The 23,743-nt window shown below is 72.2% G+C and carries 15 protein-coding genes and 1 tRNA gene; 6 read left to right on the top strand and 10 right to left on the bottom strand.

Annotated features, from left to right (window positions below):
* Positions 1-54: 54 nt before the first annotated feature.
* A complete protein-coding gene (locus tag E2L08_RS02440) occupies positions 55-870 on the bottom strand; it encodes a DUF2059 domain-containing protein (RefSeq protein ID WP_168771032.1) in 816 nt (271 codons plus the stop codon).
* Between the two features lie 121 nt (positions 871-991).
* Between E2L08_RS02440 and E2L08_RS02435 the strand changes: the two genes are divergently transcribed.
* The 6 genes from E2L08_RS02435 to E2L08_RS02410 all read left to right on the top strand — a co-directional run bounded on the left by E2L08_RS02435 (position 992) and on the right by E2L08_RS02410 (position 5,226).
* A tRNA-Ser gene (locus tag E2L08_RS02435) sits at positions 992-1,081 on the top strand.
* 188 nt (positions 1,082-1,269) lie between these two features.
* Positions 1,270-1,731, top strand: a complete 462-nt coding sequence (locus E2L08_RS02430) for a group III truncated hemoglobin (RefSeq protein ID WP_133395473.1) — start codon at positions 1,270-1,272, stop codon at positions 1,729-1,731.
* A gap of 15 nt (positions 1,732-1,746) precedes the next feature.
* On the top strand, positions 1,747-2,229 hold the full coding sequence (locus tag E2L08_RS02425; RefSeq protein ID WP_133395472.1) for a hemerythrin domain-containing protein: 483 nt from the start codon (positions 1,747-1,749) through the stop codon (positions 2,227-2,229).
* On the top strand, positions 2,226-2,849 hold the full coding sequence (locus tag E2L08_RS02420; RefSeq protein WP_133395471.1) for a 5-formyltetrahydrofolate cyclo-ligase: 624 nt from the start codon (positions 2,226-2,228) through the stop codon (positions 2,847-2,849). Before E2L08_RS02425 ends, E2L08_RS02420 begins: the two co-directional genes overlap by 4 nt.
* 93 nt (positions 2,850-2,942) lie before the next feature.
* Positions 2,943-4,292 (top strand): NADP-specific glutamate dehydrogenase, encoded by a 1,350-nt coding sequence (gene gdhA, locus E2L08_RS02415; RefSeq protein ID WP_133395470.1) that lies wholly within the window; start codon positions 2,943-2,945, stop codon positions 4,290-4,292.
* Between the two features lie 130 nt (positions 4,293-4,422).
* Positions 4,423-5,226: a Stf0 family sulfotransferase gene (locus E2L08_RS02410; RefSeq protein ID WP_133395469.1), complete on the top strand. Its 804-nt coding sequence runs from the start codon at positions 4,423-4,425 to the stop codon at positions 5,224-5,226.
* On the opposite strand, the gene E2L08_RS02405 is transcribed toward E2L08_RS02410, so the two are convergent.
* The 9 genes from E2L08_RS02405 to E2L08_RS02365 are packed head-to-tail and all read right to left on the bottom strand — an operon-like array spanning position 5,216 to position 23,717.
* Positions 5,216-7,657, bottom strand: coding sequence for a glycosyltransferase (locus E2L08_RS02405; protein ID WP_133395468.1), 2,442 nt, complete (start codon positions 7,655-7,657; stop codon positions 5,216-5,218). The genes E2L08_RS02410 and E2L08_RS02405 overlap by 11 nt on opposite strands.
* Positions 7,654-8,652: a hypothetical protein gene (locus E2L08_RS02400; protein WP_133395467.1), complete on the bottom strand. Its 999-nt coding sequence runs from the start codon at positions 8,650-8,652 to the stop codon at positions 7,654-7,656. Before E2L08_RS02400 ends, E2L08_RS02405 begins: the two co-directional genes overlap by 4 nt.
* A gap of 4 nt (positions 8,653-8,656) precedes the next feature.
* Positions 8,657-9,733, bottom strand: coding sequence for a hypothetical protein (locus E2L08_RS02395; RefSeq protein WP_133395466.1), 1,077 nt, complete (start codon positions 9,731-9,733; stop codon positions 8,657-8,659).
* The gene (locus E2L08_RS02390; protein WP_168771031.1) at positions 9,733-10,977 is read right to left on the bottom strand and encodes a glycosyltransferase; all 1,245 of its coding nucleotides are present in this window, start codon (positions 10,975-10,977) and stop codon (positions 9,733-9,735) included. The genes E2L08_RS02395 and E2L08_RS02390 overlap by 1 nt, the downstream gene beginning before the upstream one ends.
* A complete protein-coding gene (locus E2L08_RS02385) occupies positions 10,974-12,602 on the bottom strand; it encodes a hypothetical protein (RefSeq protein WP_168771030.1) in 1,629 nt (542 codons plus the stop codon). The genes E2L08_RS02390 and E2L08_RS02385 overlap by 4 nt, the downstream gene beginning before the upstream one ends.
* Positions 12,602-13,579, bottom strand: a complete 978-nt coding sequence (locus tag E2L08_RS02380; protein WP_133395463.1) for a glycosyltransferase family protein — start codon at positions 13,577-13,579, stop codon at positions 12,602-12,604. Before E2L08_RS02380 ends, E2L08_RS02385 begins: the two co-directional genes overlap by 1 nt.
* Positions 13,576-15,384, bottom strand: a complete 1,809-nt coding sequence (locus E2L08_RS02375; protein WP_133395462.1) for an SDR family NAD(P)-dependent oxidoreductase — start codon at positions 15,382-15,384, stop codon at positions 13,576-13,578. The genes E2L08_RS02380 and E2L08_RS02375 overlap by 4 nt, the downstream gene beginning before the upstream one ends.
* Positions 15,385-15,415: 31 nt before the next feature.
* Positions 15,416-16,717: an aminotransferase class I/II-fold pyridoxal phosphate-dependent enzyme gene (locus E2L08_RS02370; RefSeq protein ID WP_168771029.1), complete on the bottom strand. Its 1,302-nt coding sequence runs from the start codon at positions 16,715-16,717 to the stop codon at positions 15,416-15,418.
* Entirely contained in the window at positions 16,701-23,717 is a 7,017-nt protein-coding gene (locus tag E2L08_RS02365; protein WP_168771028.1) for a type I polyketide synthase, read from the bottom strand. Before E2L08_RS02365 ends, E2L08_RS02370 begins: the two co-directional genes overlap by 17 nt.
* Positions 23,718-23,743: the final 26 nt, after the last annotated feature.

The raw sequence follows: 23,743 nt of genomic DNA, 5'->3' as shown, positions 1-23,743 counted from the left end.
GAGCCGCGCGAATGCCCGCAAACCGCCCGCCTGTCAAGGCCCGGCGGCGCCGCGTCACAGGTCCTGCGTGGCCATCCGCGCCCCCGCCGCCCGCCCGAGCTCACGCGAGAGATCGACGTAAAGCGTATCGAAGGCCGCAAAGATCGCGCGGTTGAGCGATTGCCCCGCATCGCTGCGGCTGAGCGCGAGATAGGCATCGAGCGCGTCGGGATCGGCCGGCGCATAGGCCAGCGTCAGGTACCCCTCGAGCCATTCGCGCGTGTCGGCGCGGATCTCGGGCTCCTGCGCCCAGACCTCGGCCAGCATCTGGTCCTCGCTCATGCCGCCATCGGCCGCGCTGTCGGCAAGCCCGAGATAGAAGGCGAAGTTCGAATTGAGCGAGCCGACCACGTTCTGCTCGACTAGGTCGTTCACCTCGATGAACTCGGCCACATCGGCGGCCAGCGGATCGTTCTGCGCCGCGAGCGTCTCGGCACGCGCCTGCGCGGCCTCTTCCACCGCCTCGTCGCGGATCGCCTGCCGCGCCTCGATCTCGAGCGCGATGATCCCCGCCCCCTCGGGGCTGCCGAAGAACTCGAGCAGAGGCCCGATATCGACCCCGTCCAGCGCCTGCCGGAAATCGGCCTCGACCGCATCGGTCATGCGGCCGCGATCGTAGATGTCGTCGAGCCGCGCATCCCAGGACGGCCCGCCAGCGCTACCGAAAAGGTCGGCTGCCATGTCGCGGCCATAGGCGAGCCCCTCGTCGCGCATGATTCCCACGACCTCGTCGAGCCGTAGCGCATCGTAGAGCGCGCGCGTCTCGTCCTGCTGTGCGGACAGGGGCCCGGCAAGGGCCAGGAACGGCAGGGCGAGAACGGTCAGGCGCATGAAACGGGCTCCGGGGCGGTGCATCGGCTGGGCGATACCTATGGCGTCACCCCCGTCTTGCCAAGTTCGCGAACCGCTCTTGCACCCCGGCCCGGCTTTGGCTAGACGCCCCCCAGACCGCGGAGAGGTGCCGGAGTGGTCGAACGGGGCGGTCTCGAAAACCGTTGAGGGTGCAAGCCCTCCCAGGGTTCGAATCCCTGTCTCTCCGCCATACCGCATCCGCCCGCGTGACGTTTCTAGCGGGCTACCGTCTCCCGAAAATCCCGGTTTTTCCGCGCGTGCTGCGCCTGTGCAGGTCTTCGTCTGCCCCCCTCCCCCTCGCCCGCCCCATAACCGGCATTTACAATGCCGATTAAACGCCCTATCTCCATGCCGACAGACCCGAGACCGGAGGCCGCCATGGCCGAGCCCGCCGACGACACGCCCCGCATCGCCTCCGCCCGGCCCGAGATGACGCTGGCGGTCATGCGCGAGACCGGGCTCGATGAAGAGCGGCTGACCGAGCTCGTGCATCGTTTCTACGGCAAGGTGCGCGACGACGGGATGCTGGGGCCGATCTTTGCCGCGCGCATCACGGATTGGGGGCCGCATCTCGATCGCATGGTCGCCTTCTGGTCCTCGGTCGCGCTGATGACCGGGCGTTATCACGGTGCTCCGGTGCCCGCGCATACGAGCCTGCCGGTGGGGCGCGCGCATTTCGACCGCTGGCTCGCGCTGTTTCGCGAGACCGCGCACGAGGTCTGCACGCCCGAGGGTGCGGCGCATGTGATCCTGCGTGCCGAGCGCATCGCCCGGTCGCTGCACATGGCCGTCCAGGATGCGCGCGCCACCTGCCCGCATGCGGTCCCCTCCCTGCACTGACGAAAGGACGGCCCCATGACCGACGAGGTTCCCGTTCACGATACCGCCGCGCTGACGCATCACATCGAGGCGCGCTATCATGCGCGCCACCGCCGGCAACTGCCCGCGTTGGCCGACCTGTCGGAGCGGGTCGAAACCGTCCATGCAGACGATCCGCGCGCGCCCGCGGGGCTTGCGGCGATCCTGCGGCGGATGATCGGCGAGATGGAGGTTCACATGAAGAAGGAAGAGCTGATCCTCTTTCCCGCCCTGCGCGCGGGCGGCCTGCGCGGGGTCGAAAACCCCATCGCCGCGATGCGGGCCGACCATGATCACCACGAAAACGACCTGGCCGAGATCCGCCGGATCACCGGCGGGCCGACTTTGCCCCCGGACGCCTGCGGAAGCTGGACGCGCCTCTATGCCAGGCTGGAGGAGTTCATCGCCGATCTCGAGGCCCATATCCGGCTCGAGAACGACATCCTGTTCCCCCGCTTCGAGCCGCAGGGCGCGGCATGACCGGGACGGAGCCACTGTCACCCGACGACCGCGACGTTGCGGCATGGCGCAAGGAGCGGCGGGCCGCGCATCTGGCCGCGCGCCGCGAGATCGGCGTCGAGGCCCGGCGCGATCTTGAGACCGCAATCGCGGGGCATCTGCGCGGGCTGCTGGCATCGCGGTTCGGCGACATGCGGGGGCGGTCTATCTCGTTCTACTGGCCGATCAAGGGAGAGCCGGACCTGCGCCCGCTCATGTCCGATCTGGACGCGGCCGGCGCCCTCGTGCTGCTGCCCCTGGTCGAGCGCAAGGCCGCCCCGCTGGTCTTTCGGCGCTGGCGGCGCGAGACGCGGATGGTGCGCGGCGACTGGAACATCCCCGTCCCCCCGCCCGAGGCCGAGGCGATGGCGCCCGAGATCACGCTGCCCCCCCTCGTCGGGTGGGATCCGCAGGGCTACCGGCTCGGCTATGGCGGCGGGTATTTCGACCGGACGCTCGCGGCGCTCGATCCGCGCCCGTTTACCATCGGGATCGGGGTCGAGGCCGCGAGGATGCCGACGATCCGGCCGCAGCCGCATGACATCGCGCTCGACGTCATCCTGACCGAAACGGGGCTTCACCGCGCAGGTCCCGAAGCATGAGACCGGGGCGAAAGATTGGGTCGCTCACACCTATTGAACTTTGCGTGAAATGACGCGACACCCCACCGGAAAAAACCGGAATGGGCCACGCGCATGAATGCTGTCGACGAAAAGCTGCAACCGATCCTCAGCACGGTGATGCACCGCAATGCCGGGGAGCCGGAGTTTCACCAGGCCGCCCGCGAGGTTCTCGAGAGCCTCGGCCGGGTGGTCACGCGCAACCCCGAATACCGCGACGAGGCGCTGATCGAGCGTATCTGCGAGCCCGAGCGCCAGATCATCTTTCGCGTGCCGTGGATCGACGACAACAATCAGGTGCAGATCAATCGCGGCTTCAGGGTGCAGTTCAACTCCGCGCTCGGCCCCTACAAGGGCGGCATCCGCTTTCACCCCTCGGTCAATGTCGGGATCATCAAGTTCCTCGGCTTCGAACAGACCTTCAAGAACGCGTTGACGGGGATGCCCATAGGCGGCGGCAAGGGCGGGTCCGATTTCGACCCCAAGGGCAAGTCCGACCGCGAGATCATGCGCTTTTGCCAATCCTTCATGGTCGAGCTGCACCGCCACATCGGCGAGTATGTCGATGTGCCGGCCGGCGATATCGGCGTCGGCGCGCGCGAGATCGGCTATATGTTCGGCATGTACAAGCGCCTGAACAACCGCTTCGAGGCCGGCGTGCTGACCGGCAAGGCGCTGGCCTATGGCGGGTCGCGCGCCCGCAAGGAGGCGACGGGCTTTGGCACCGTTTATTTCGTCCGCTCGATGCTGGCCGATCTCGGCACCGATTTCGAGGGCAAGCGCTGCATCGTGTCGGGCTCGGGCAACGTCGCCATCTACGCCATGCAAAAGATCATGGCCTATGGCGGCAAGGTCGTGGCCTGCTCCGACAGCGGCGGCGTGATCGTCGACGAAAACGGGATCGATCTCGACCTCGTGCGCGAGATCAAGGAGGTGCGGCGCGGCCGCATCTCGGAATATGCCGAGGCCAAGGGCGCGGAGTGCACCTATCTCAAGGGCGGTAACATCTGGGAGGTGCCCTGCGAGATCGCCCTGCCCTGCGCCACGCAGAACGAGTTGAACGGAACCGACGCCCAGACGCTCATCGCGAACGGCGTCATCGTCGTGGCAGAAGGCGCCAACATGCCCTGCACGCCCGAGGCGGTACGGAATTTTCAGACCGCCGGTGTCCGCTTTGCGCCGGGCAAGGCCGCCAATGCCGGGGGCGTGGCGACCTCGGCGCTCGAGATGCAGCAAAATGCCAGCCGCGACAGCTGGTCCTTTGAAAAGACCGAGGAGCGTCTGGCCGAGATCATGGCGAATATCCACGATTCCTGCGTGCAGACCGCCGAGGAATACGGCGCGCCGGGCGATTACGTGCTGGGTGCGAATATCGCGGGCTTCGTCCGCGTGGCCGATGCCATGCGCGCGATGGGCGTGATCTGAAACGGCGCCGGGCGGGGACGCGCCCCGCCCGGACCTTTCCCGCTGACAGGGCACGCGCGCCCGGCTATCACGTCGCCATGCCCCGCGCCCCATTCGCCCGCCCCGACATGCCCCGCCGGCGGGTGCCCGCATGAGCCGCGCGGCACTGTTTCCGCCGGTGCCCGACCCGGTGCGGCTTGCCGCCGCGATGGCGTGCCCCCCCTGCGACCGGGTGCTGGCGATCCATTTCACGCCGCGTTCGGGCAGTTCGCGCCTGACCGAGATCCTTGCGCGCACCGGGCGGCTCGGCCACGCGCATGAGCTTTTCAACCCCAACTTCATGCCCGCCATCGCAGCGACGCTCGGCGCGGGCGATCTCGACGGCTATATCGCCGCCGCACGGCGCGGTCTGGCCGTGGGCGGCACGCTCGGCTTCGAGATCACGGCCCACCAGATGCGCCGCGTGTTCGGCGGTCCGCGCGGCTTCCGCCGGGCCTTTCCCGAGGCGCGATCGGTCTGGCTGATCCGCGAGGACATCGTGGCGCAGGCGGTGTCGCTGGCGCGGATGGTCGGATCGGGCGTGGCCCACAGCGTCGAGCCCCATGCCGACTCCGCGCCGCCCTTTCCCTATGACGCGGCCGGGATCCGGCGCTGGCTCGACCATATCCTGCGGGCCGAGGATCGCGACGCGGCGTTCTTCGACAGCTTCGGCATCGCGCCGCTGCGGCTGAGCTACGAGCGTAGCATCGCCGTCCCGCCCGCCGCGCTGGCCGCGCGGATCGCGGATCACGCGGGCGTGGCGCTCGGCCCGGCATCCGATGCGCCCCTGTCCCACGCCAAGATCGGCGGGGCCGAAAACGCGGCCCATGCCGCCCGCTTTCGCGCGGACCATCCCCGGCTCGTCGCCCGGATCGCGCGGCGCCGGCGCGCACGGCTGGACCTTCTCACCGGCTGAGCGCGGGCGTGACGTCGAACGTGGACGGATCGAGCCGCGTACCCGGTGCCACGACATGCCCGTTCGGCGCGGCCCGCAGCGCGTCGCCCTGCCCGCCCATGTCGTAGCCGAACACCTCAAGTCCGGTAGCCAGGGCCTCGTGCAGCGCAAAGGAAAACGTCTCGGGCCAGATCGACGGGATCAGCCAGCATGTCACCCCGTATCGGCGGCCCAGCGCGGCGATTTCGGACCGAAGATAGGGGCCGTGCACGATCAGCCGCGGGTCCGAATAGCCGGGGGCGAGCTTGCCGATGACCACGATGCGGAAATCCGGCCCGCTATGGGCAGCGAGATCGCGGATGACCGCCGCCCCCTTGGGATAGCCGATATTGCCAAGAACACCGACCACCGTGCCGCCGCCTCCGGGCGGGGATAGGCGCTCGGGCGTGGCGAGCAGGCGGTGCGGCTGGATCGCGATCCGGGGGGCGAGTTCGGGCCAGACCCGCGTGACGAGGCGCTTGCCCGAGGGCGCAAAGACGGTGATCGCATCCGCCCGCGACATGAACGCGTGCCAGCCGTCGCGCCAGGCGGCATTGTTGCTCGGCACGACCCATTCGGGCGCGGAAAGGCGGCGATAGCACGCCTCGCAAGACGCGGGCGCGGGCAGGTCGCAAAACCGCCCGTCATGCCCCAGCAGGTTGTAGCTCGGGCAGAGCGGGAAATAATCGTGGAACACCGCCTCGACCCGGTCGCCGGGGTGGATCGCCCCGAGCAACGCGCGCATGGCGGCCAGCGGATCATGCGCGCCGACAAGGCTCGAATAGACCACGCACCGCCGCGCCACGGGGGCCAGCAGCGCCTTCAGAGCCCCGAGAGGGACCAGCGCCGCGACCCGTCCCTCGGCGCTGTAGAGCTCGGCCGCCAGCACGTTCTCGCGCGGCTGCGCGCGCAGCACCAGCGCGGCGCCGCGCGCGTCGACCGCGCCCCGGACCTCGTCCATCAGCCAGTCATTCGCCCCCCCGCCCCAATCATGGGCCAGGAACAGGTCGAGCGGCCCGTTCCCCTGACCGGCCAGAGCGACTCCGGCGATCAGACGCGGCACCGCGCCGGGATCGTCCTCGATGAACCGCATCACCATCCGATCGTAACCGGGGTAACGCCGGGCGATCATCCGGTTGCCCTCGGCGATGAGGGCGGGCCGCGCTTCGCCAAAGGATCGCCCGCTGCGATGTTCGACGAAAAGCCCCCCGTGCAGGATATGCGCCGCGCCCATCGCGGCGGTGCGGCGGCACCAATCGACCTCTTCGCCATATCCGGGGCCGAAAGCCGGATCGAACGCCCCGGCCCGGTCGAGCCATCGCCCCGACAGCGCCATGCAGAACCCGACCCCCGTCGGTGCGGGCGAAAGCGTCTGCCGCCAGTCCAGATTGGCCAGCGTGGCGTCGATGGCGGCCGCCTCGCCGGGGGCGAGCCTTCGGGGACGGCAGATCACCGGGACCGACCCGATCTCGGCATCGTTGGACAGGGGCGTGACGCTGGCGATATCGGGCCCATCGGCAAAGGGCGCCATGATCCGGTCGAGCCAGCCCTCGGGCACCACCGCGTCCGAGTTGAGCAGAACCACGTCGCCCCGCCGCATCCCCAGCGCGCGGTTCACGCTGCCCACGAAGCCGAGATTGGTAGCGTTTTCCAGCAAAACCGCCCCCGGAACCCGCGCCACCCAGTCGCGCAGGACCACGAGCACCTCGGGATCGGTCGAGGCGTCGTCGATGGCGATCACCCGGTCGCCCGGCCCAAGGGTCGGCGCCAGCGCGGCAAGGCAATGGCGCAGATCGGACAGGGCGTCATGCACCGGCAGGACGATATCGACGGGTGCGCGCGGCGGAAGAGGCGCCGGCTCGAACAGGCTCGCCTCGACCCGGCGCAACGGTGACGGGGCGGGTCGCGGCAGCAGCGCGTGTTCCAGCCGCTGCCCCGCGGCCGGATCGCCCCGCAGCGCGTAGCGGGCCAAGTCGGCCCGCGCGCCCCACGCGAAAGCGGCGAGCCGGCGGGACGTGCGCGAGGCATTGCGGACCCGCCCGAACGGACCGGCCAGCGGGATCGCGTGCATCCGCGCCGATCTGCCCGTTGCCCAGCGCAGCCGCAACGCCCCCTCGATATCGACGGAGAACCGGCCCCCCTGCGCGTCGTCGCGCCGGACGAGGGCATGATCGCGCTCGGTGGCGAACCGGATCTCGGGCGCGATCTGCACGCCGTCGATGCGGGTTCGCCCGCCGCGGACCGTGATCCGGTCGATCCGCGCCAGTGCCGCGCCACCGTCGCAGAGCTCTATCGGCCCGTGCCCGCCACGGGCCTGAACGGCATGATAATGCATCACGACCAGCCACGCCGCGCCGATCCGGTCGGCCAACATCGCGCGCAGATCGCCCAGCCGGGCCAGGAACCCGGTCATCCCGCGACCCTTTCGGGCAGGATCGGCCGGATGGCCTGCCACGCGGCGGCGAGGCTCTGGCGCCGTTCCAGCAGATGCAGATTGCCCCGTTCGGGGAACGCGTCCGGCGCGGGGTCCAGATCGCCCGGCACAAGATCGGGGCACAATTCCACGAGCCGCGCGTTATCGGCGTCGAAGCGGCGCTGGATCTCGGCGGCAAACCCCCTTCCCGGCCGCAACTGCTCGACCACGCGCAGCGCATCGAACCATTCGCTGCGCCTGCCCAGCGGGCGCCCGGCATCGACCGCGGCATTGACCAGCGCCAGCGCCCGGATATCGAGGAATGCGTTCATCCGCGCCGCCTCCTTCGGCCCCGCGGCGAGGTCGGCATCGGCCAGCCGCTCGAGCGTGTCGCCGATATCGGGGCTGCGCCGGAACGCCACGAGCTTGAGCCGGGCGGCCCCGAACACGTTGGCCCAGAGCCGCCAGAGACGCAGATATTCGCAGTAATGGCCGTCCCCTGCCCGCGCACGCAGGAAACCCGCATCGACGCGCTGCCCCACGCGCGCCGCCGTCGAGGCGAGCGAGACCAGCATGTCGATCTGCGGGCGCAGATGCAGCACCACGACGATCTCGTCGAAATGAGGCGCGAGCAGATCGCGCACCCGCGCGACCTCGTCCTCTGTACGCAGGCGCGAATGCAGATGCTCGGACGAGATCAGCCAGCGATCGCAGCCGCCCCATGCGTCAAGCTCCTGCCCAAGCCGTTCAGCAAGCGTCGCGCGCAACCGCGCAAGGCCCGGCGCCGTCACCGCGCCGAGCGCCTGCGCGCCATCGTCGCCGGGGTCGAGCCGCTGGCAGGCCACGGCCAGCGCGCGATGCGAGGGCGTGCCCAGCGCCTCGGGATAGCGCAGGCCCTGCCGTGCAAGGCGCGCGCGCCGCGCGACCAGCCGCATCTGCAGCGCGGTCGTCCCGGTCTTTTCGGTGCCGATATGCAGGATGCACAGACGCTCCATACCGCTAGCCCCGCGCCGGGCGCGGCCGGCGCCACGCGGGCGGCAGACCGGCTTGCAGATCGCCCAGCCAGAGCCGGGCGGCCGAGGGCGCGCGCCGCCCCGCGGCCAGCCGCGCGATGGCGGCCCAATCCTCGGCGCCCAGATCCTCGGGGTAGAGCGTGCCCTCGTGCATCGGCGGGATCGCAAAGGCGAAATCGGGCTGGGTGCGGCGCACCGCCTTGACCAGCGCGCGGTTCATCGGGTCGAACACCTCGCGCGCACGGGTCTCGAGCGCGCGGGTGAACATGGTCGTGGGCCGGGGCGGCGTCCCGCGCAGCAGCCGCGTCAGGCGGTGCAGCGTCACAGGATCGGCCAGCAGCCGCTCGCGCGGCCAGAGGATCCGCATGACGGCGCCCGCCAGCGGGTCGGGCGAGCGGTTGGCCGCAGCGTCGGGGACATCGGCAAAATCCGTGGCGGGCGCGCCGATACCGAGCCGGTCGAGAAACCAGCCGAACGGTCCCTCGGGATGGGTGCGCAACGTCTCGTAATCGACCACGGTCACGTTCCCGGCGCCGAACGCATCGGTCAGCCGCGCATGGAGATCGCCGAAATCCAGCGTCCGCTCGAGCGTCTCGCGCCGCTCGATGGAGCGGGCGAGAAACCGCTGCGGATCGAGCGGCGCGCGCCGCACCCGCACCGCTTGTAGGTAGATAGCCTGCAACAATTCGATCTGCGTGCGCAGGGCCAGCGTGACGCGCAGCGTGCCGAACCCCTCGATCCGGCGGCAGAAATCGGCAAGCGCATCGGGGTCGCGCGCCAGCAGAAAGAACAGCTCGCAATTCAGGTGGACCGTACCAGGCGCATCGCGCAACCGCGCCAGAACCCTCTCGACATGACCCATGGGGCCATGCGGCGCATAGAGCCATCTCGGAAAGGCGGTGCGCCGCCAGGGCGTCAGCAGAAAGGCATGATCCCAATCGCCGCGCATCCGGGGATAGATCACCCCGTGCCGCGCCAGCGCCGCGCGATTGTGCGCCATCCGCGCCTGCACATAGCTCGTCGCGGTCTTTTGCAGGCCCATATGGATCGCCAGATCGGCCATCAGCGCCCCCCCGCGACCAGCGCGAGATGAGCGGCCGCGATCTCGGCGGGCGCGGGGGGCGGCGCGATCCCGCCTGCGAGGCGCGCCCATGTCGCGTGGTCGCCGCCCAACCGGTCCAGCGCATCCGCCCAGGCGCGGGCGCTGCCCACCGGGACGTAGACACCGTCCACCCCGTCGCGCACCATTTCTGCCATGCCCCCGATATCCGAGCAGACCACCGGGCGGCCATGGGCGAAGGCCTCGTGGATGACCATCGGCGCGTTTTCCCACCATGTCGATGGAACCAACACCCAGTCGCAGCGCCCCATCCGCGCCGAAAGGCCCGCCGCGTCATAGGCGCCGGCCCAGTCCAGCACGCCCTGCGCCCCGAGCGGCGCGGCAAGCGCCTCGATGCGGGCGGCGAACGCGGCGGGCTGGCGATCCAGGCCCGTGCCGTTGATCTCGACCGAGATCTCGCGGCGGCGCAGCCGGGGCAGCATCGCGACCGCGCGCAGCAGGACCTCGAGCCCCTTCAACTCGGTCAGCCGTCCGAAAAAGGCGAAACGGGTTGCGTCGGGGTCGCGGCGCGGCGCGCGGGCGGCGGCGGGCGGGGCGATGGCGTTCCCGATCACCGCCACCCTGTCGCGCGAAAGACCCCACGCGACGTAGCGCTCGCGCAGAAAGACCGACGGCGCGACAAAGCTGTCGACCAGCGCGAAATGGCGCAGCATCCATTCGCGGCGCAGCCAGAACTGCCCCGGATCGCGGTCGGGAAAGCAGCGCGCGCAGATCACGGGCGCCGCGTGCGTGCAAAGCCGCCCCTCGCCACGCGTCACCATCTGCCCGTCGGCCGCGCAGATCCCGAGATATTCATGCAGGGTCAGGATGATATGCGCATCCGGCACGACCCGCCGGATCAGCGGGATCACGTCCAGCCCCGGCCGGGCATAGTGATGCAGATGCACGATATCGGGCTGCACGCGCGCGAGGAACGCGGCCAGCGTCGCGTGGTTCTCTGCCGCATGGGCGGGGCGCAGGGTGAACCAGTCCGAGATGCCCGTGTCCCAAAGCCATTCGCCCGGCGCGTGCGAAGACAGCGCGCCGGTGGGCGCCCGCCCCGTGTCGAGCGTCGCGACAAGCTGCGACTCCGCCACCCCCGGCAGGTCGCGATAGGCGTCGGCCAGTGCCTTTGCCGCAACCTCGCTACCGCCCGCGCCGAGGTCGGGATGGCCGTTCGACAGGGTGACGATGCGGTGCCCGGTCATGGCGCGCCCCCCGCCATGAGCCACGCATCGGCGGCCGCGCACCATTCCGCGCGCGAATTTCCGCGCCCCGCCCCGAGGGCGACCAGTCGCACCGCTTGAACCACGCGCGGCGCGCTGCCCCGCGCGGTCAGCCGCGCGCAGAGATCGGCCACCGCGCCCTCGGCACCGAACCGGGCGGCGTCGAGCCCGCCGGCCGCGAAATAGGCCGCGCGCCCGACCATGAGGCAGCCCGCAGGGGCGCGCGCGGGTTGCGGCACGTCCCACTCGGGCGGCAGGCCGGTGGCGCGCGCGCAGCCCTCAGGGCCGGTCAGGATCGGCACCGCCGCGCCACCGTCCATTGCCGCGCGCAAATCTCCGACCCAGCCCGGCCGGTCGGGGACCACGCCCGCACCGAAAAACAACAGCACCGCCCCCCGCGCCTGTTGCGCGCCCACCCGCGCGGGGCCGAGCGGCCCGCCCCCGCGACCGCACAGGATCACGCGCAGCGGCAGCGACCAGAGGGCGGCCAGATGCTCGATCTCGGGCGCGAGCGGCACCGCCCGGCCGTCGTCGCAGATCGTCGCGATCACCTCGGCCCGGCCGGTGATCTCGGGGTCCGAGGCCAGCGCGACGATCTGCGCCGCCGCGACCGCCGGGTCGGGGCCGGGCGAGACGATCACCGTCAGATCGGGGGCGGCGGGCGGCTCTCCGACGGTCGTGTCCCGCAGGATGGCGGGCGGACGCGCCTCGTCGCACGAGGGCGCGATCCGCGCGACCAGCGCCCCGTCCGCACGGGCCATGCGCGCGGCCGCCGCCCCCGGCGGCAGGGACATGGACGACAAGCGCCGTGCGGCGGCGGCCAATCCGGGCGGCAGGATCTCGGGGCGTGCGATCTCGTTCAGGACACGCTTGCCACGGCCCGTCAGGCGGCAAAGCCGCAGCCGTGTATCGGGGCCGAGGCCTTCGACGAAACGAACGAAACCCGGCGCCCCGACCTCCTGCGTCATCGCGGCCGCGGCAACATCGCGTCGCACCAGCCGGAACGCCGGGCCGAGCCGCAGCACCGACGGCGCCGGGCCATCGGTTTCGATCCAGAAAAGCTCGCCCTCCGCGTCCATGACCCAGCCAAAGGCGATGCCGCACCCGGCCCCGTCCGCGACGAGCACCGCGTCGAGCGCGCCTTCGGCCATCGTCGCGGACGACGGGGCGGGTATCGCGGGGAGGGCGCGCAGCGTCTGAGGCAACCGCGAGGGCGCCGCGGACCCCTCGGCGCGAATGGCGCGCACCAGAAGCGGCGCGGCCGTGCGCAGCGCCGCCGGGCTTGCCGGGCCGGGGGGCGGCAGGGCGACCCGAACGCGCGCCTCGCCCGCCGCAAGCGCCATGCCCGTTCGCGCCGCGCTGCGCGCCACCAGCGCGAACCCCTCGCCGCCGCCCATCGCCTTACGGACATCAGCGCGGTCGATCCTGAGCTGTGCCGCCCCGATGGCGCGCCCGTCGCGGCAGAGATCGACCGACAGGCCCGCGCGCGAGACCCAGCCCGTCACCACGAGCAAATCGTCGAGCATCGCGGCGCATTCGACGAACACCCGCGCCGATCCGACCCGCACGGGTCGCGTGCCCCGCCGAAATCCAAGGCGGGCGCCCATCACAAGAGCCCCTCCCACAGCGCGGCCTGCGTGGCGAGACCCCGCCGGGCGGCGATATGCGCGCGTGTCCGGGCCGCGATCCGCTGCCGCGTTTCCGGGTCGTCGATCAGCCCCAGCACCGCCGCCGCCCAGTCCCGCGGCGAGTCGCCCAGCAGCTTGCAGTAGCCGCCGCGCGCCGCCGCGTGACCCGCCGCCCAGCAGTCGGACGCGAGCAGCACCGCGCCCACCTGGTCCGCCTCGAGCAGCTTGTTGACCGAGCGCGCGGCGTTGAACGCGCCGGGCGCCAGCGGATAGAGGACAATCCCGATCCGCGCCCGCCGCAGAAAGGCCAGCCAGCGCGGCCACGGCATGTCGGGAAGGCGCAGGATACGCGGGTCGCGCCGCCAGTGCCGCGGAACCCGCGCGCCCCCGGCGACGATCACCCGCAGGCCCGGACGCGCTTGCCGGCAAAGCTCGATCGTCTCGATGGCAAGACGCAGGTCGCCCGCATGCGCCGGCGAGCCAAGCCAGGCAATATCGGCGCGGATCCCGTCCGGCGCCGATTGCGGCGGCGTCCAGGCGGGGTCGATCCGAACGATCCGCCGCCCCGGCAACCGCGCCGCGTAAAGTCGCGCCAGCCGGTCCGACGACACGAGCACCGTATCCGCGCGGGCCTCGACCCGCGACGCGTCGCGGCATTCGGTCAGGGCGAGCTTCATCCGGTAGGCCAGCGGCAGGGTGCGGTCCCACAATCCACCGTGCCAGTCGTCATCGGCCACCAGGATCACGCGGTCATGCGGGGGCAAGGCGCGCATCCCCGAGACATGGCGCAGCACGATCAGCGTGCCGCCCGCGCGAAACAGCGTCGGCCCGAGCGCCACCAGATCGCCCCGCGCGATCCGGTCGGCACAGCTCCACCGCAGGTATAGGTCGGCCGTGGGGCCCGGCCCCGCATCGGGCGCCGTCGCGTCCGGTATCGACAGGGCGCGCAGGCTCATGCGTCGCGCGCCGGGCGGGTGCCGGCCCGCTCGTCCGCGTCGGGCGCGATCCGCACCGCGCGGCCCGCCGGCAGGCGGCGGCGCAAGGGCCAGGGCAGCGCCTCGAGCGCGCGTGCGGCCAGCGCCAGCCGCCGGGGAAAGACGATCCGCCGCCGACCCCGCGCAAGCCCGCGCGCGATGCGCCGCGCCGCGTCGTCCGGCGTGATGACAAAGGGCGTCGGGCCGCCATGGCGCGCGGTCATCGGTGTGGCGACAAAGCCCGGCAGAACGAGGCTGACCGCGACCCCCCGCCCCGCGACCGCGCGTTCGAGCGCGGCGGCATAGCCCGACAGCCCGGCCTTGGCGGCGCTGTAGCTCAGCAAATGGGGCGTGGGCGATAGCGCGGCGATGGACGAAATCAGCGCGATGCGCCCCTGCCCGCGCGCGATCATGCCCGGCAGCACCGCTTCGACCGTGGCGATGGCCCCCGCAAGCGTCACCCCGACGACGCGGGCGGCCTGCCCCGGCGGTTCGACCCCGTCGCGATGACCGGCCGTCACCCCTGCCCCCACGACGAGCAGCGCGACCGGATGGGCCTCGGCAAAGGCGGCGAGCCCCGCGGCGAAACCCGGATCGCGCAGATCGGCGGCGAGGATCTCGGCCCGCCCGCCCGCGCGGCCCACCGCGCGCGCCACCGTTTCGAGCCGCGCGCGGTCGCGCCCGCAAAGCAGGATGGGCCGGTGCCGCGCGGCCAGCAGCGGGGCCAGCGCCGCGCCGATCCCCCCGCTCGCCCCCGTAAGGATCGCGGCACCGGCCGACGGAGCCCTCCGGCCCGGCGCATCCGCATCGCGCGCCGCATCCTCGACGGCCGCGACATCCTCGGGCGTCAGATCGTCGAGATAGGCAATGTCGCCGGGCGGATCGGGCATGGCAAATGTGAACTCGGGCTGGCCGCCCGCGCGCACCGCCGCGACCAAAGCCCGGTTGCGCGGGCCGAAGGCACTGGCGAGCCGCGCGGCCTCGTCGCGGGTCAGAAGGCTGGTGCGGTCGATGCCGCGTGCGCGCAGCGCGGTCCGGGCCGCGTCGACACGGGCGGGCGTCGGGGGATGGGGCGCGGTCACGCGGCGCGCAAGCTCGAAGGCCAGCGGCGGCGGAGAGCGGTTCGCCTGCGCCTCGCTCACATCGGCAAAGCGCCTGGCCGGCGCGGCGACGCCCAGCAGGCGCAGGAACTCGCCGAACGGCCCGTCCGGGGCCTCGTGGAAATCGGCGTAGTCGAGCACATGCACCGCCCCCGCCCCGAACGCCTCGGAATAACGGCGATAGAGCGGCGTGAAATCGGCCTCGAGCCCGTGGGCCATCCCCGTGTCGATGACCCGCGCGACAAAGGCACCGCGGTCCGCGGTGCAATCGGCGTTTCGGGCGCGCTGCATCCAGACCGAGGACAGGAACCCGGCCTGTTCGCGCAGGCTCAGAACGATGCGCACATCCTCGAACCCCGACAGCCGCGCGGCCAGATCCCGCGTATCGACCGGGTCGGGCAGACGGCGCGAGAACGCCTCGGCCGACAGAAGGACGGTGCCGGGGTGGCGCGCATATTCGGCAACCAGGCGGGCGAAATGGGCATCGCGCGTCTCGCCGCCGAAATGCGTCTCGGGCAGGCGGGTGCGGATCCATGGCCCCGCGAGGCAGGCATGATGCACGTTGCCGCCGCATTCGGGATAGAGCACGCCATGCCGCAAGAGCCGCTTGCGATTGCGGGCAAAGCGCATCTGCAGATAGGTGGTCGCCGTCTTGTGGGCGCCGATATGCAGGACCAGCCGCGCCATCACGCCGCCTGCGGAATGGGTGCCGTGCCGCTCATGCGGGGTCGTCCAGCAGCCGGGCGATCCGCGTCAGCACGTCGTCGATCTGCTCGGGTCGGTGGTCGGCGGTCAGGAACAGTCGCAGCCGCGCGGCCCGGTCGGGCACCGCGGGAGCCAACACCGGGGTCACGGCGTATCCCTGCGCGAACAGCGCGTCGGACGCGCGGGCGGCGCGCAGCGAGTCGCCCACCATGACGATGCCGATGGCATGGCCCTGGGCCGTGCCGCAATCGAGCCCGAGCCGCCGCGCCGTCGCAAGGAAATGCCGACCGTTGGCGGCAAGCCGGGCCAGCCGCTCTGGCTCGGCCTCGATCAGCGCGAGCGCGGCGCGCGCGGCCGCGGCGACCGAGGGCGCCATCGCCACCGAATAGACCGATCCCGGCGCCGCGTGCCTGAGCAGGTCGATCAGCGTGCGGCGGCCCGCGACCACGCCGCCGCAGGCGCTGAGGGATTTCGACAAAGTGCCCATGGTGATGTCGATAGCATCGCGCGACACGCCCGCCGCCTCGCACAGCCCGCGGCCGGTCGCGCCCAGCACGCCGATGGAATGGGCCTCGTCCACCATCAGCCAGGCGCGGTGTTCCCGTTTCAACTCGACAAAGCGGGCAAGGTCGGGCGTGTCGCCATCCATCGAGTAAAGCCCCTCGACGATGACGAGGGCGCGGTCGTGGCGGTGCCGGATCTCGGACAGGCGCGCCGCCGCCCTCGCCCAGTCGTTATGCGGAAAGGTGATCCAGGCCGCGCCCGAGGCGCGCGCGCCCTCGTAGATCGAATTATGGCACAGCTCGTCCATCACGATCAGGTCGCCGGGCCCGGTGAGCGTGCGCAGGATCGCCTCGTTCGTGGCATGGCCCGATACGAAGGTCAGCGCGGCCTCGGTGCCCAGAAACGCGGCCAGGGCGGTCTCGAGCGCCTCGTGATAGGTGCATTCGCCCCCGCCGATGCGCGACCCGGTGGCCGACCCGCCCCAGTCGCGCGCGGCCGCGGCCACGGCCTCGGCGATGGCGGGGGAGCGGTTGATCGACAGGTAGTCGTAGCTGGCAAAGCCGGTGATCCAGCGGCCGCCGATCCGAACGCGCGGCCCGTCGACCGCCTCGGCCTGCCGGAAATAGGGCGAGCGCAGACCCAGCGCCTTGCCCGCGGCCTCGATCAGCTTGAACTGGCGAAAGGCGGGCAGCGTGTCGAACCGCGTCGGATCGGCAGGCGGCTCGGGCGCGGCCGCGCGACCCGCGACGCCCACCTCGGCGCGCAGCCGCGCCATGGTGTCCGATGCGCCCGGATCAGTCGGTTTCGGCATAGAGATCCACCGCCGTCTCGACCTCGTCGAGGATCGCGGCGCGCTGGCGTTCGTCCACCTCGTCCGCGACCACGTTGCGCCCGACGAAAGCCGCCTCTTCGGCCAATGCGCCATCGCCCCGCGCGCCCTCGAACAGTGCGCGCACGAGATGGGTAAGGTTCAGCCCCGCCCGCATCCCGGACCCGGAGAGAGGCGCCCCGATCCGGTCCTCGATGGTCAGCTTGAGGCTCATCGCCAGCAGGCTGTCGAAACCCATCTCTTCGAGCGGGCGGAGCGGGTCGATCTCTTCGGGGGTCATGTGCAGGATGCGCGCCGTCTCGATCACCAGCATGTCGAGCACGGCCTTGCGCGCCGCCGTCTCGCCCATCCCGGCCACCATCGCCGCCAGGTCGAGCGTGGCCTCGCCCGCCGCGCCGCCCCGCATGTCCACGAGATCGAAAAGCGGACCGCGCAGCACGCCGAGCCCCTTGGCCACCCGCCCCCAGCTTGCCGGCGCGATGGTGACGGTGGCAAGGTCAGGCCGCGTGGCGAGGACACCGCCCAACCGGTCCAACGCATCACGCGCCGACATCAACGGCCCGAGCCTGTCGGCGTGTTTCGCCACATCGGGCGTGCGGGACAGGTAGCCGGTATCGCCGATGGGCCCCCAGGCCACGGCCAGCGCGGGTTTGCCGGCGTCCCGGCGGGTCCGGGCCATGGCCTCGAGCGCGCGGTTCGCGGCGGCATAGGGCGCCTGGCCCGGATTGCCGAACCGCCCCGCGACCGAGGCATAGAGCCAGAAATGCCCCACGTCCTGCGCATCGGCCAGCGCGGCCAGCGCCTCGGCACCGTCGAGCTTGGCGCGCAGAACCGGCGCCATCGCGGCATCGTCCAGCGTGGCAAGGATCCCGTCATGCAGCACCATGGCGGCGTGAACGATCCCGTCGAGCGGCCCCGCCTGCGTCGCGATCCGCGTGCCAAGCGCGGCCACCGCATCCCTGTCCGTGACGTCGAGCGACACGGCATGAACCCGTGCCCCGGCCTGCGCCAGCCGCGCGCGCCCCGCCTCGTCGATCCGCCCGCCGCGACTGGCCAGCCACAGCTCGCAAGGGCCCTGCGCCGCCAGCCATTCGGCCGTGGCAAGGCCGAAACCCTGCGTCCCGCCCACGATCAGCCAGCGCCCGGCAAGGGCGCGGGCCTCGGGTCGCGCGGGGTTGCCGGGGGGCGGCTCGGGCGCGCGGATCACCAGCTTGCCGAGATGGCCCGCGCGCTGCATGTGCCGGAAAGCGGTCTCGGCATCCTCGGCGGGAAAGACCTCGACCGGCAGCGGGGTCAGCGACCCTTCGACGAAGCCCGCGCAGACACGCTCCATCACGCGGCGCACCCTTTCGGGGCGCAGCGCCGCAAGCTGATCGAGGTCGATGGCGTGATAGCTGATGTTGCGCCGCAGCGCGCGCAACCCGATGGGCGTATCGGCGACGAAATCGCGCTTGCCCAGTTCGAGGAACCGCCCGAACGGGGCGAGGCAGGCAATGCTGCGCTCCATCGCCTCGCCTGCGAGCGCGTTCAGCACCACGTCGACCCCCGCGCCGTCCGTGGCCTCCTTCACCGCGCGCTCGAACGCCAGGGAACGGCTGTCGAAAACCTGCGCCACGCCCAGGCCCGAGAGATAGCGGCGCTTGGCCGGGCTGCCGGCGGTGGCGAGGATGCGCGCCCCGATGGCCTGCGCGATCTGGATGGCGGCGAGCCCCACGCCGCCCGCCGCGCCATGGATCAGCACGGTCTCGCCGGGTGCGAGCCGCGCCACGTCGCGCAGCGCGTAATCGGCGGTCTGAAAGACCACGGGGATGCCCGCGGCCTGTTCGAAGTCGAGCCACTCGGGCAGCCGCCCGCAGCTATCCGCCGGCAGCGTGACATGGCTGGCGAAACCATGCGCCCCCAGCGCCATGACGCGATCGCCGGGCGCGAACCCCGAGGCATCGCCCGCGCGCAGCACGACGCCGGCGCATTCCAGCCCCAGCGCGGTACCCGCCGCCCCGCCCTCGAGCGCATCCTGCGGCAAGAGCCCCTGCGCCCACATCACGTCGCGGAAATTGAGGCCGGTGGCCGCCACGGCGATCTCGACCTCGTGCGGCGCGGGGGCGCGGCGCGGGATCGCGCGCCACCGCAGCCCATCCAGCGCGGCGCTGCGCCGGGCGACGACGAGGCGGCGTGCCTCGTGGCCGTCCGGGGCGTCCGGCAGCGGGATCGCGCGCGGGGTGGTGCAGGTCGCGCCCTCGACGCGGATCTCGTGCTCGCGGCCCTCTGCCATCGCGCGGCGCAAAAGCGACGGGTCGCCGCCGGGCGCGACGCTTGCCACGCGCAGATCGCGACCCAGCTCGTTCACGGCCACGCGCCGCCATCCGGTCAGCTCGGCGGCGACGACCGCATCGCATTCCGCCACGATCCATGCGGGCCGGTCCGGTGGCGTCTCGGCCAGAAAGGCGCGCGCCCGTTCCAGCGCGGCCGCGACGCCCGCGGTGCCGGGCACCACGGCAACGCGAGCCACCGGATCGCCCGTGCCATCGCGGCCCAGCGCCTCGGCCAGCGGCCCCGTGCCGGATATCTCGAAGGCCGGCGGGGCCGAGCGGGGCGCCTCGGGCGCGACGCCGTGCCCGATCAGGATCGCGCCGTTATCGCGGTCGGCCCCGAGATCGAGCGTCAGCCCCGCGCGTGCGATCCCCGCCGCGAGCCGGTCGACCGAACCGGCCGAGCCGTGGCGCCCCGTCATCAGCGCGAAGGCGTCCGGCGCCTCGTCGAGGGTCAGGATCTCGCCGCCCGGCGCGACCAGCGCGGCCAGACGCTCGGCCGCATCGACGGCCCAGCCGCGGGCCAGGTCGACACCGACCAGCAGATCCGCGCGCCCCGCAAGCGCGTCGAGCGTCGCAAAGCGGACGCCTTGGGCGCCATGCAGCCGCCCCCGCAGCAGATCGAGCGCCCCCGCATCCGGCGCGGCCACCGTGACATGCGCGCCGAGCCCCTGCGCGGCAGCGAGCAGCGCCACGCTGACATCACCGGCAAGCACGATCCAGCGCGGCGGCGCCTCCCCGACCGCCCGCAGGAGCCGCGCGGCCCGTTGCGCGAGACGCCGGTCCGGGGCGGGGCGGGCGGCTGTCGCGTCGCCCGGCCGATCGAGCGCGGCGCGCAGCTCGAGCGCGGCGCCCGGTTCCTGCCGGGCGAGCAGATGGGCTAGCGTATCGAGATCGGGCCAAGGCGGTGTCTGCGCCAGTTCGGGCATGCCATCCGCGTCCATCCGGGCTGCGCCCACGCTCATGAGCAGGTCGAGCGCGACGCCCGCCGCCCCGTCGGCATCACCCTGGCCAGACAGCGCCCCGGTCAGCCGGTCCCAGGCCATGCGATGCCCGATGGCACGGCGCAGGATGGCGAGATCGCCGGGCGGCGCGTCTGCGGGCGCACGGCTTTCCGCGACGGCGGGGCCCAGCACGGGGGCGGCCTGCCCCGCGCAGGGGATCTCGACCTCGTCCCACAGATCGCGCAGGGCGGCGTCCCCGCGCCCCAGCACCTGCCCGCGCAACTCCTCGATGGTGAGCACGACCCGCCCCTCGGCATCGACGAGGCTCGCATCCGCGCAAAGCCCGTCCTCCCAGACGCTGAGCAGGCGGATCCGGATGGCGCGGGGCATGGCATCCGAGAATTGCCGGACCCGGCCGTAACGCCGCGGAACGGTCGGCCGGTCCACGATCAGATCGGTCCCCTCGAGCAGCGGGCTCACCGCGTGCAGCAGCGCGTCGAGCACCGCCATCCGGCGCTCGGCCGTCTCGGGGGCGTCGGCCCCGAGCCACGCGTCGCAGGTATCGCCATCGACGTGACCGCGATCGAGTAGCCGGAAGGCCGGCCCGAAGTTGAGCCCCGCGCGGCAAAGCGCATCGTAGATCGGCGCGGCGTCCTGGTCGCCCTCTGCGAGAACAAGCGGGGGTGGCGCGGGATCGGCCAGCGTCCAGACCGAGGCCACGGCGACGAGGCTCCACCCGCCCTGCGTCTCGACCGAGAATGTCAGGCGGCGGGCGCCCGGCTCCCAGGTGACGCGGGTGGCTTGTTCGCGCGCGGGCTCGAGCCGGACGGATTGCAGGATCTCGAGATTGCGCAGCTCGACCCTGTCGCGGCCCAGCGCGCGGCGCCCGGCCTCGGTCAGCGCGACGAGAATGGCGGTGCCGGGCAACCAGACCTCGCCTTGTACGACATGATCGGCAAGCCACGGCATCCGCGCCAGCGACAGGCTGCCCGTCCAGTGCAGATCGTCCTGGCGGTCCTGCCAACCGAGGAACGGGTGATCGTCCGCCCGCCCCGGAAGAAGCAGCATCCCGGGCGAAAGGTGGTGATAGAGCTGCCGGTCGAACGGGTAATCCGGCAGATCGCCGGTGAACGGCCGCGCGGGGCCGAGCACGACGTCCTCGTCCACGCGCCCGCCCGCGGCGAGCGCCGAGCGCACGAAAGAAACGGCGTCGCTCGGCCCGCCCGCCCCCTCGCGCAGGGTTGCGATCACCGCCGCGCGTTCGCCCTGCGCCGCGAAACAATCGCGCATGTCGCGTTGCAGCACCGGCCGGGGGCCGATCTCGACCGCGATGCGATAGCCTTGGTCGATCAGCGTCTGCATCCCGTCGCGAAACGCCACCGGGTTGCGGGTATTGCCCCACCAATAGGCCCCGCGCAGCGGCTCGACCGCCATTGCCCCCTGCCACCCCGAGACGAAGGCCGGGGCATCGGCCGCGCGCGGCGGCGTCTGCCCGAAGGCGGGCAGCCCGGCCATGAACATCGCCTCGGACGGGTCGAGCAACCGGCTGTGATAGGGGTAATCCATCGCGAGCAGCTTGCCCGCGATGCCATCGGCCCGCGCGCGGCGCAGGGCGGTTTCGAGCGCGGGCACGGGACCGGTCAGCGTAACGTTGTCGGGCGCGTTCTCGGCCCCGATCTCGAGCGCGAGGCCCAGCCGGTCGATCAGGCCCTGCGCGGCGGCGCGCCCGACGCCCAGCGCCGCCATGCCCCCCTGCCCGCGCAGGGCCTCGACCGATGCGCAGCGCGTGCGGATCAGGCCCAGCGCCTCGTCCCGCGACAGGTGGCCCGCGACCGTGGCGGCCGCGATCTCGCCCGCCGAATGGCCCAGCACCGCGCCGGGGCGCAGGCCCCGCGCCGCCATCGCCTCGACCAGGCCCATCTGCACCGCAAAGAGAAGCGATTGCGCCACCAGCCCGCCGCGATAGGCGCCATCCTCGGGGGCGCACAGGTGATCGACGAGGCCGCGCCCCTCGATCGGCCCCGCCAGATCGGCGATCTCGGCGATGGTGGCGGCAAAGATCGGGTCGCCCTCGTATATCTCGCGCGCCATGCCCTCGTGCACCGCGCCGTTGCCGCAAAAGACAAAGGCCACGGGCGCGTCGCGCCCCACCGCCTCGGCCCGGCGCACGGGCGCGCGCGGGCCGCTCTCACCATCGAGCCAGCCGGTCAGAGCGACGCCCAGCGCATCCGCGTCGCCCGCGGGCGCGACGAGCCGGTGGCGCAGCCGTCCGATATGGCGGTTCGCCCCCGCGACGGCCCCCGCAAGACCCTCGGGCACGGTGGCTGCCCGGTCGCGCCAGGCCCGCGCCAAGCGCTCGAGCGATGCGGGCGATCCCGCCGACAGCATCAGCGCAGGCGGCATCGGGACACGCCCCGCCGCGACCGGCTGCGCGCCCGGCTGTGTCAGCACGGCGGTCGCATTGGCCCCGCCGAAGCCGAAGGAATTGACCAGCCCCGCCCAGGGGCGGCCCCGCGCGGCGATCTCGATAGGCGCCTGGGCCACCGAGAGGTTCAGCCCGGCAAAGTCGATCTCGGGGTTCGGGGTTTCCGCGTGAAGCGTCGCGGGCAAAAGCCCATGCTCCAGCGCAAGCTGGCATTTCAGCAGCCCCAGCAGCCCTGCGGCCGGTTCGAGATGACCGAAATTGGACTTGGCCGAGCCGATGGGAAGCGGCCGGTCGCGCTGCATTCCGACCGAGCGGCCGAGCGACAACGCCTCGCGCGGGTCGCCCACGGCGGTTCCCGTGCCATGCGCCTCGGCAAAGGCGAGTTCGTCGGGTGCGACCCGCGCGGCGGCCAGCACGGAGGCCACGAGATCGGCCTGCCGCCGCTCGGACGGGACGGCGACGCCCACCGTCCGGCCATCGGTCGACACGCCGGTGCCCGCGAGGATCGAGCGCACCCGCCGCCCCGCCGCGCGGGCGACATCCTCGCGTTGCAGCACAAAGGCCACCGCCCCCTCGGCGCGGACATAGCCATCGGGATCCTCGGCAAAGGCGCGACAGAGCCCCCTGGGCGACAACATGCCCGCGGCACTGAAGGCGACGAAGGCCATGGGCGAGAGCAGCGCGTTCACCCCGCCGACGATGGCCGTGTCGATCAGCTCATCCGCGATATCGCGCCGCGCCCGGTCGAGCGCGACCATCGCCGAAGAGCAGGCCGTGTCGACGGTATAGCTCGGTCCATGGAAGTTCCAGTGATACGAGATGCGGTTCGACAGCAGCGACAGCGTATTGCCCAGCCCCGAGAACGCGTCGATCCGGCGCGGATCGAGCATCGCGATGGTCATGTGATCGGGGTTCGAGGCGCCGACATAGACGCCCACCCGCGCGGGTTCGAGCGCATGGGGGTCGACCCCCGCGTGATCCATCGCGCGATGCGCCACCTCGAGCATCATGCGCTGCTGCGGGTCCATCCCCTCGGCCTCGCGCGGGGAGATCCCGAAGAGGTTGGCGTCGAAGCTCCAGACATCCTCGACGATCCCGGCCGCGCGCACGAGCGACCGCCCCCTGTTCGCGCCCGACGGGTCGAGATAGCGCAGCGAGGTCCAGCGATCCTCGGGGATTTCCGAGACCGTGCACCGCCCCTCGCGCAGCACGTCCCACGCCTCCGCGACGCTGTCGGCGCCGGGCAGCCGGCAGGCATAGCCCAATACCGCGACGGCGGCAGGATCTTTCCCTTGGATCTTCAAGCGCAATTCCCCGAAACTGGACGCGA

It is taken from the genome of Palleronia sediminis (genome assembly GCF_004358695.1).
Lineage (GTDB): Bacteria > Pseudomonadota > Alphaproteobacteria > Rhodobacterales > Rhodobacteraceae > Palleronia > Palleronia sediminis.
The sequence above is the reverse complement of the archived record's forward strand: the minus strand, read 5'-3'. Positions and strand labels throughout refer to the sequence as shown.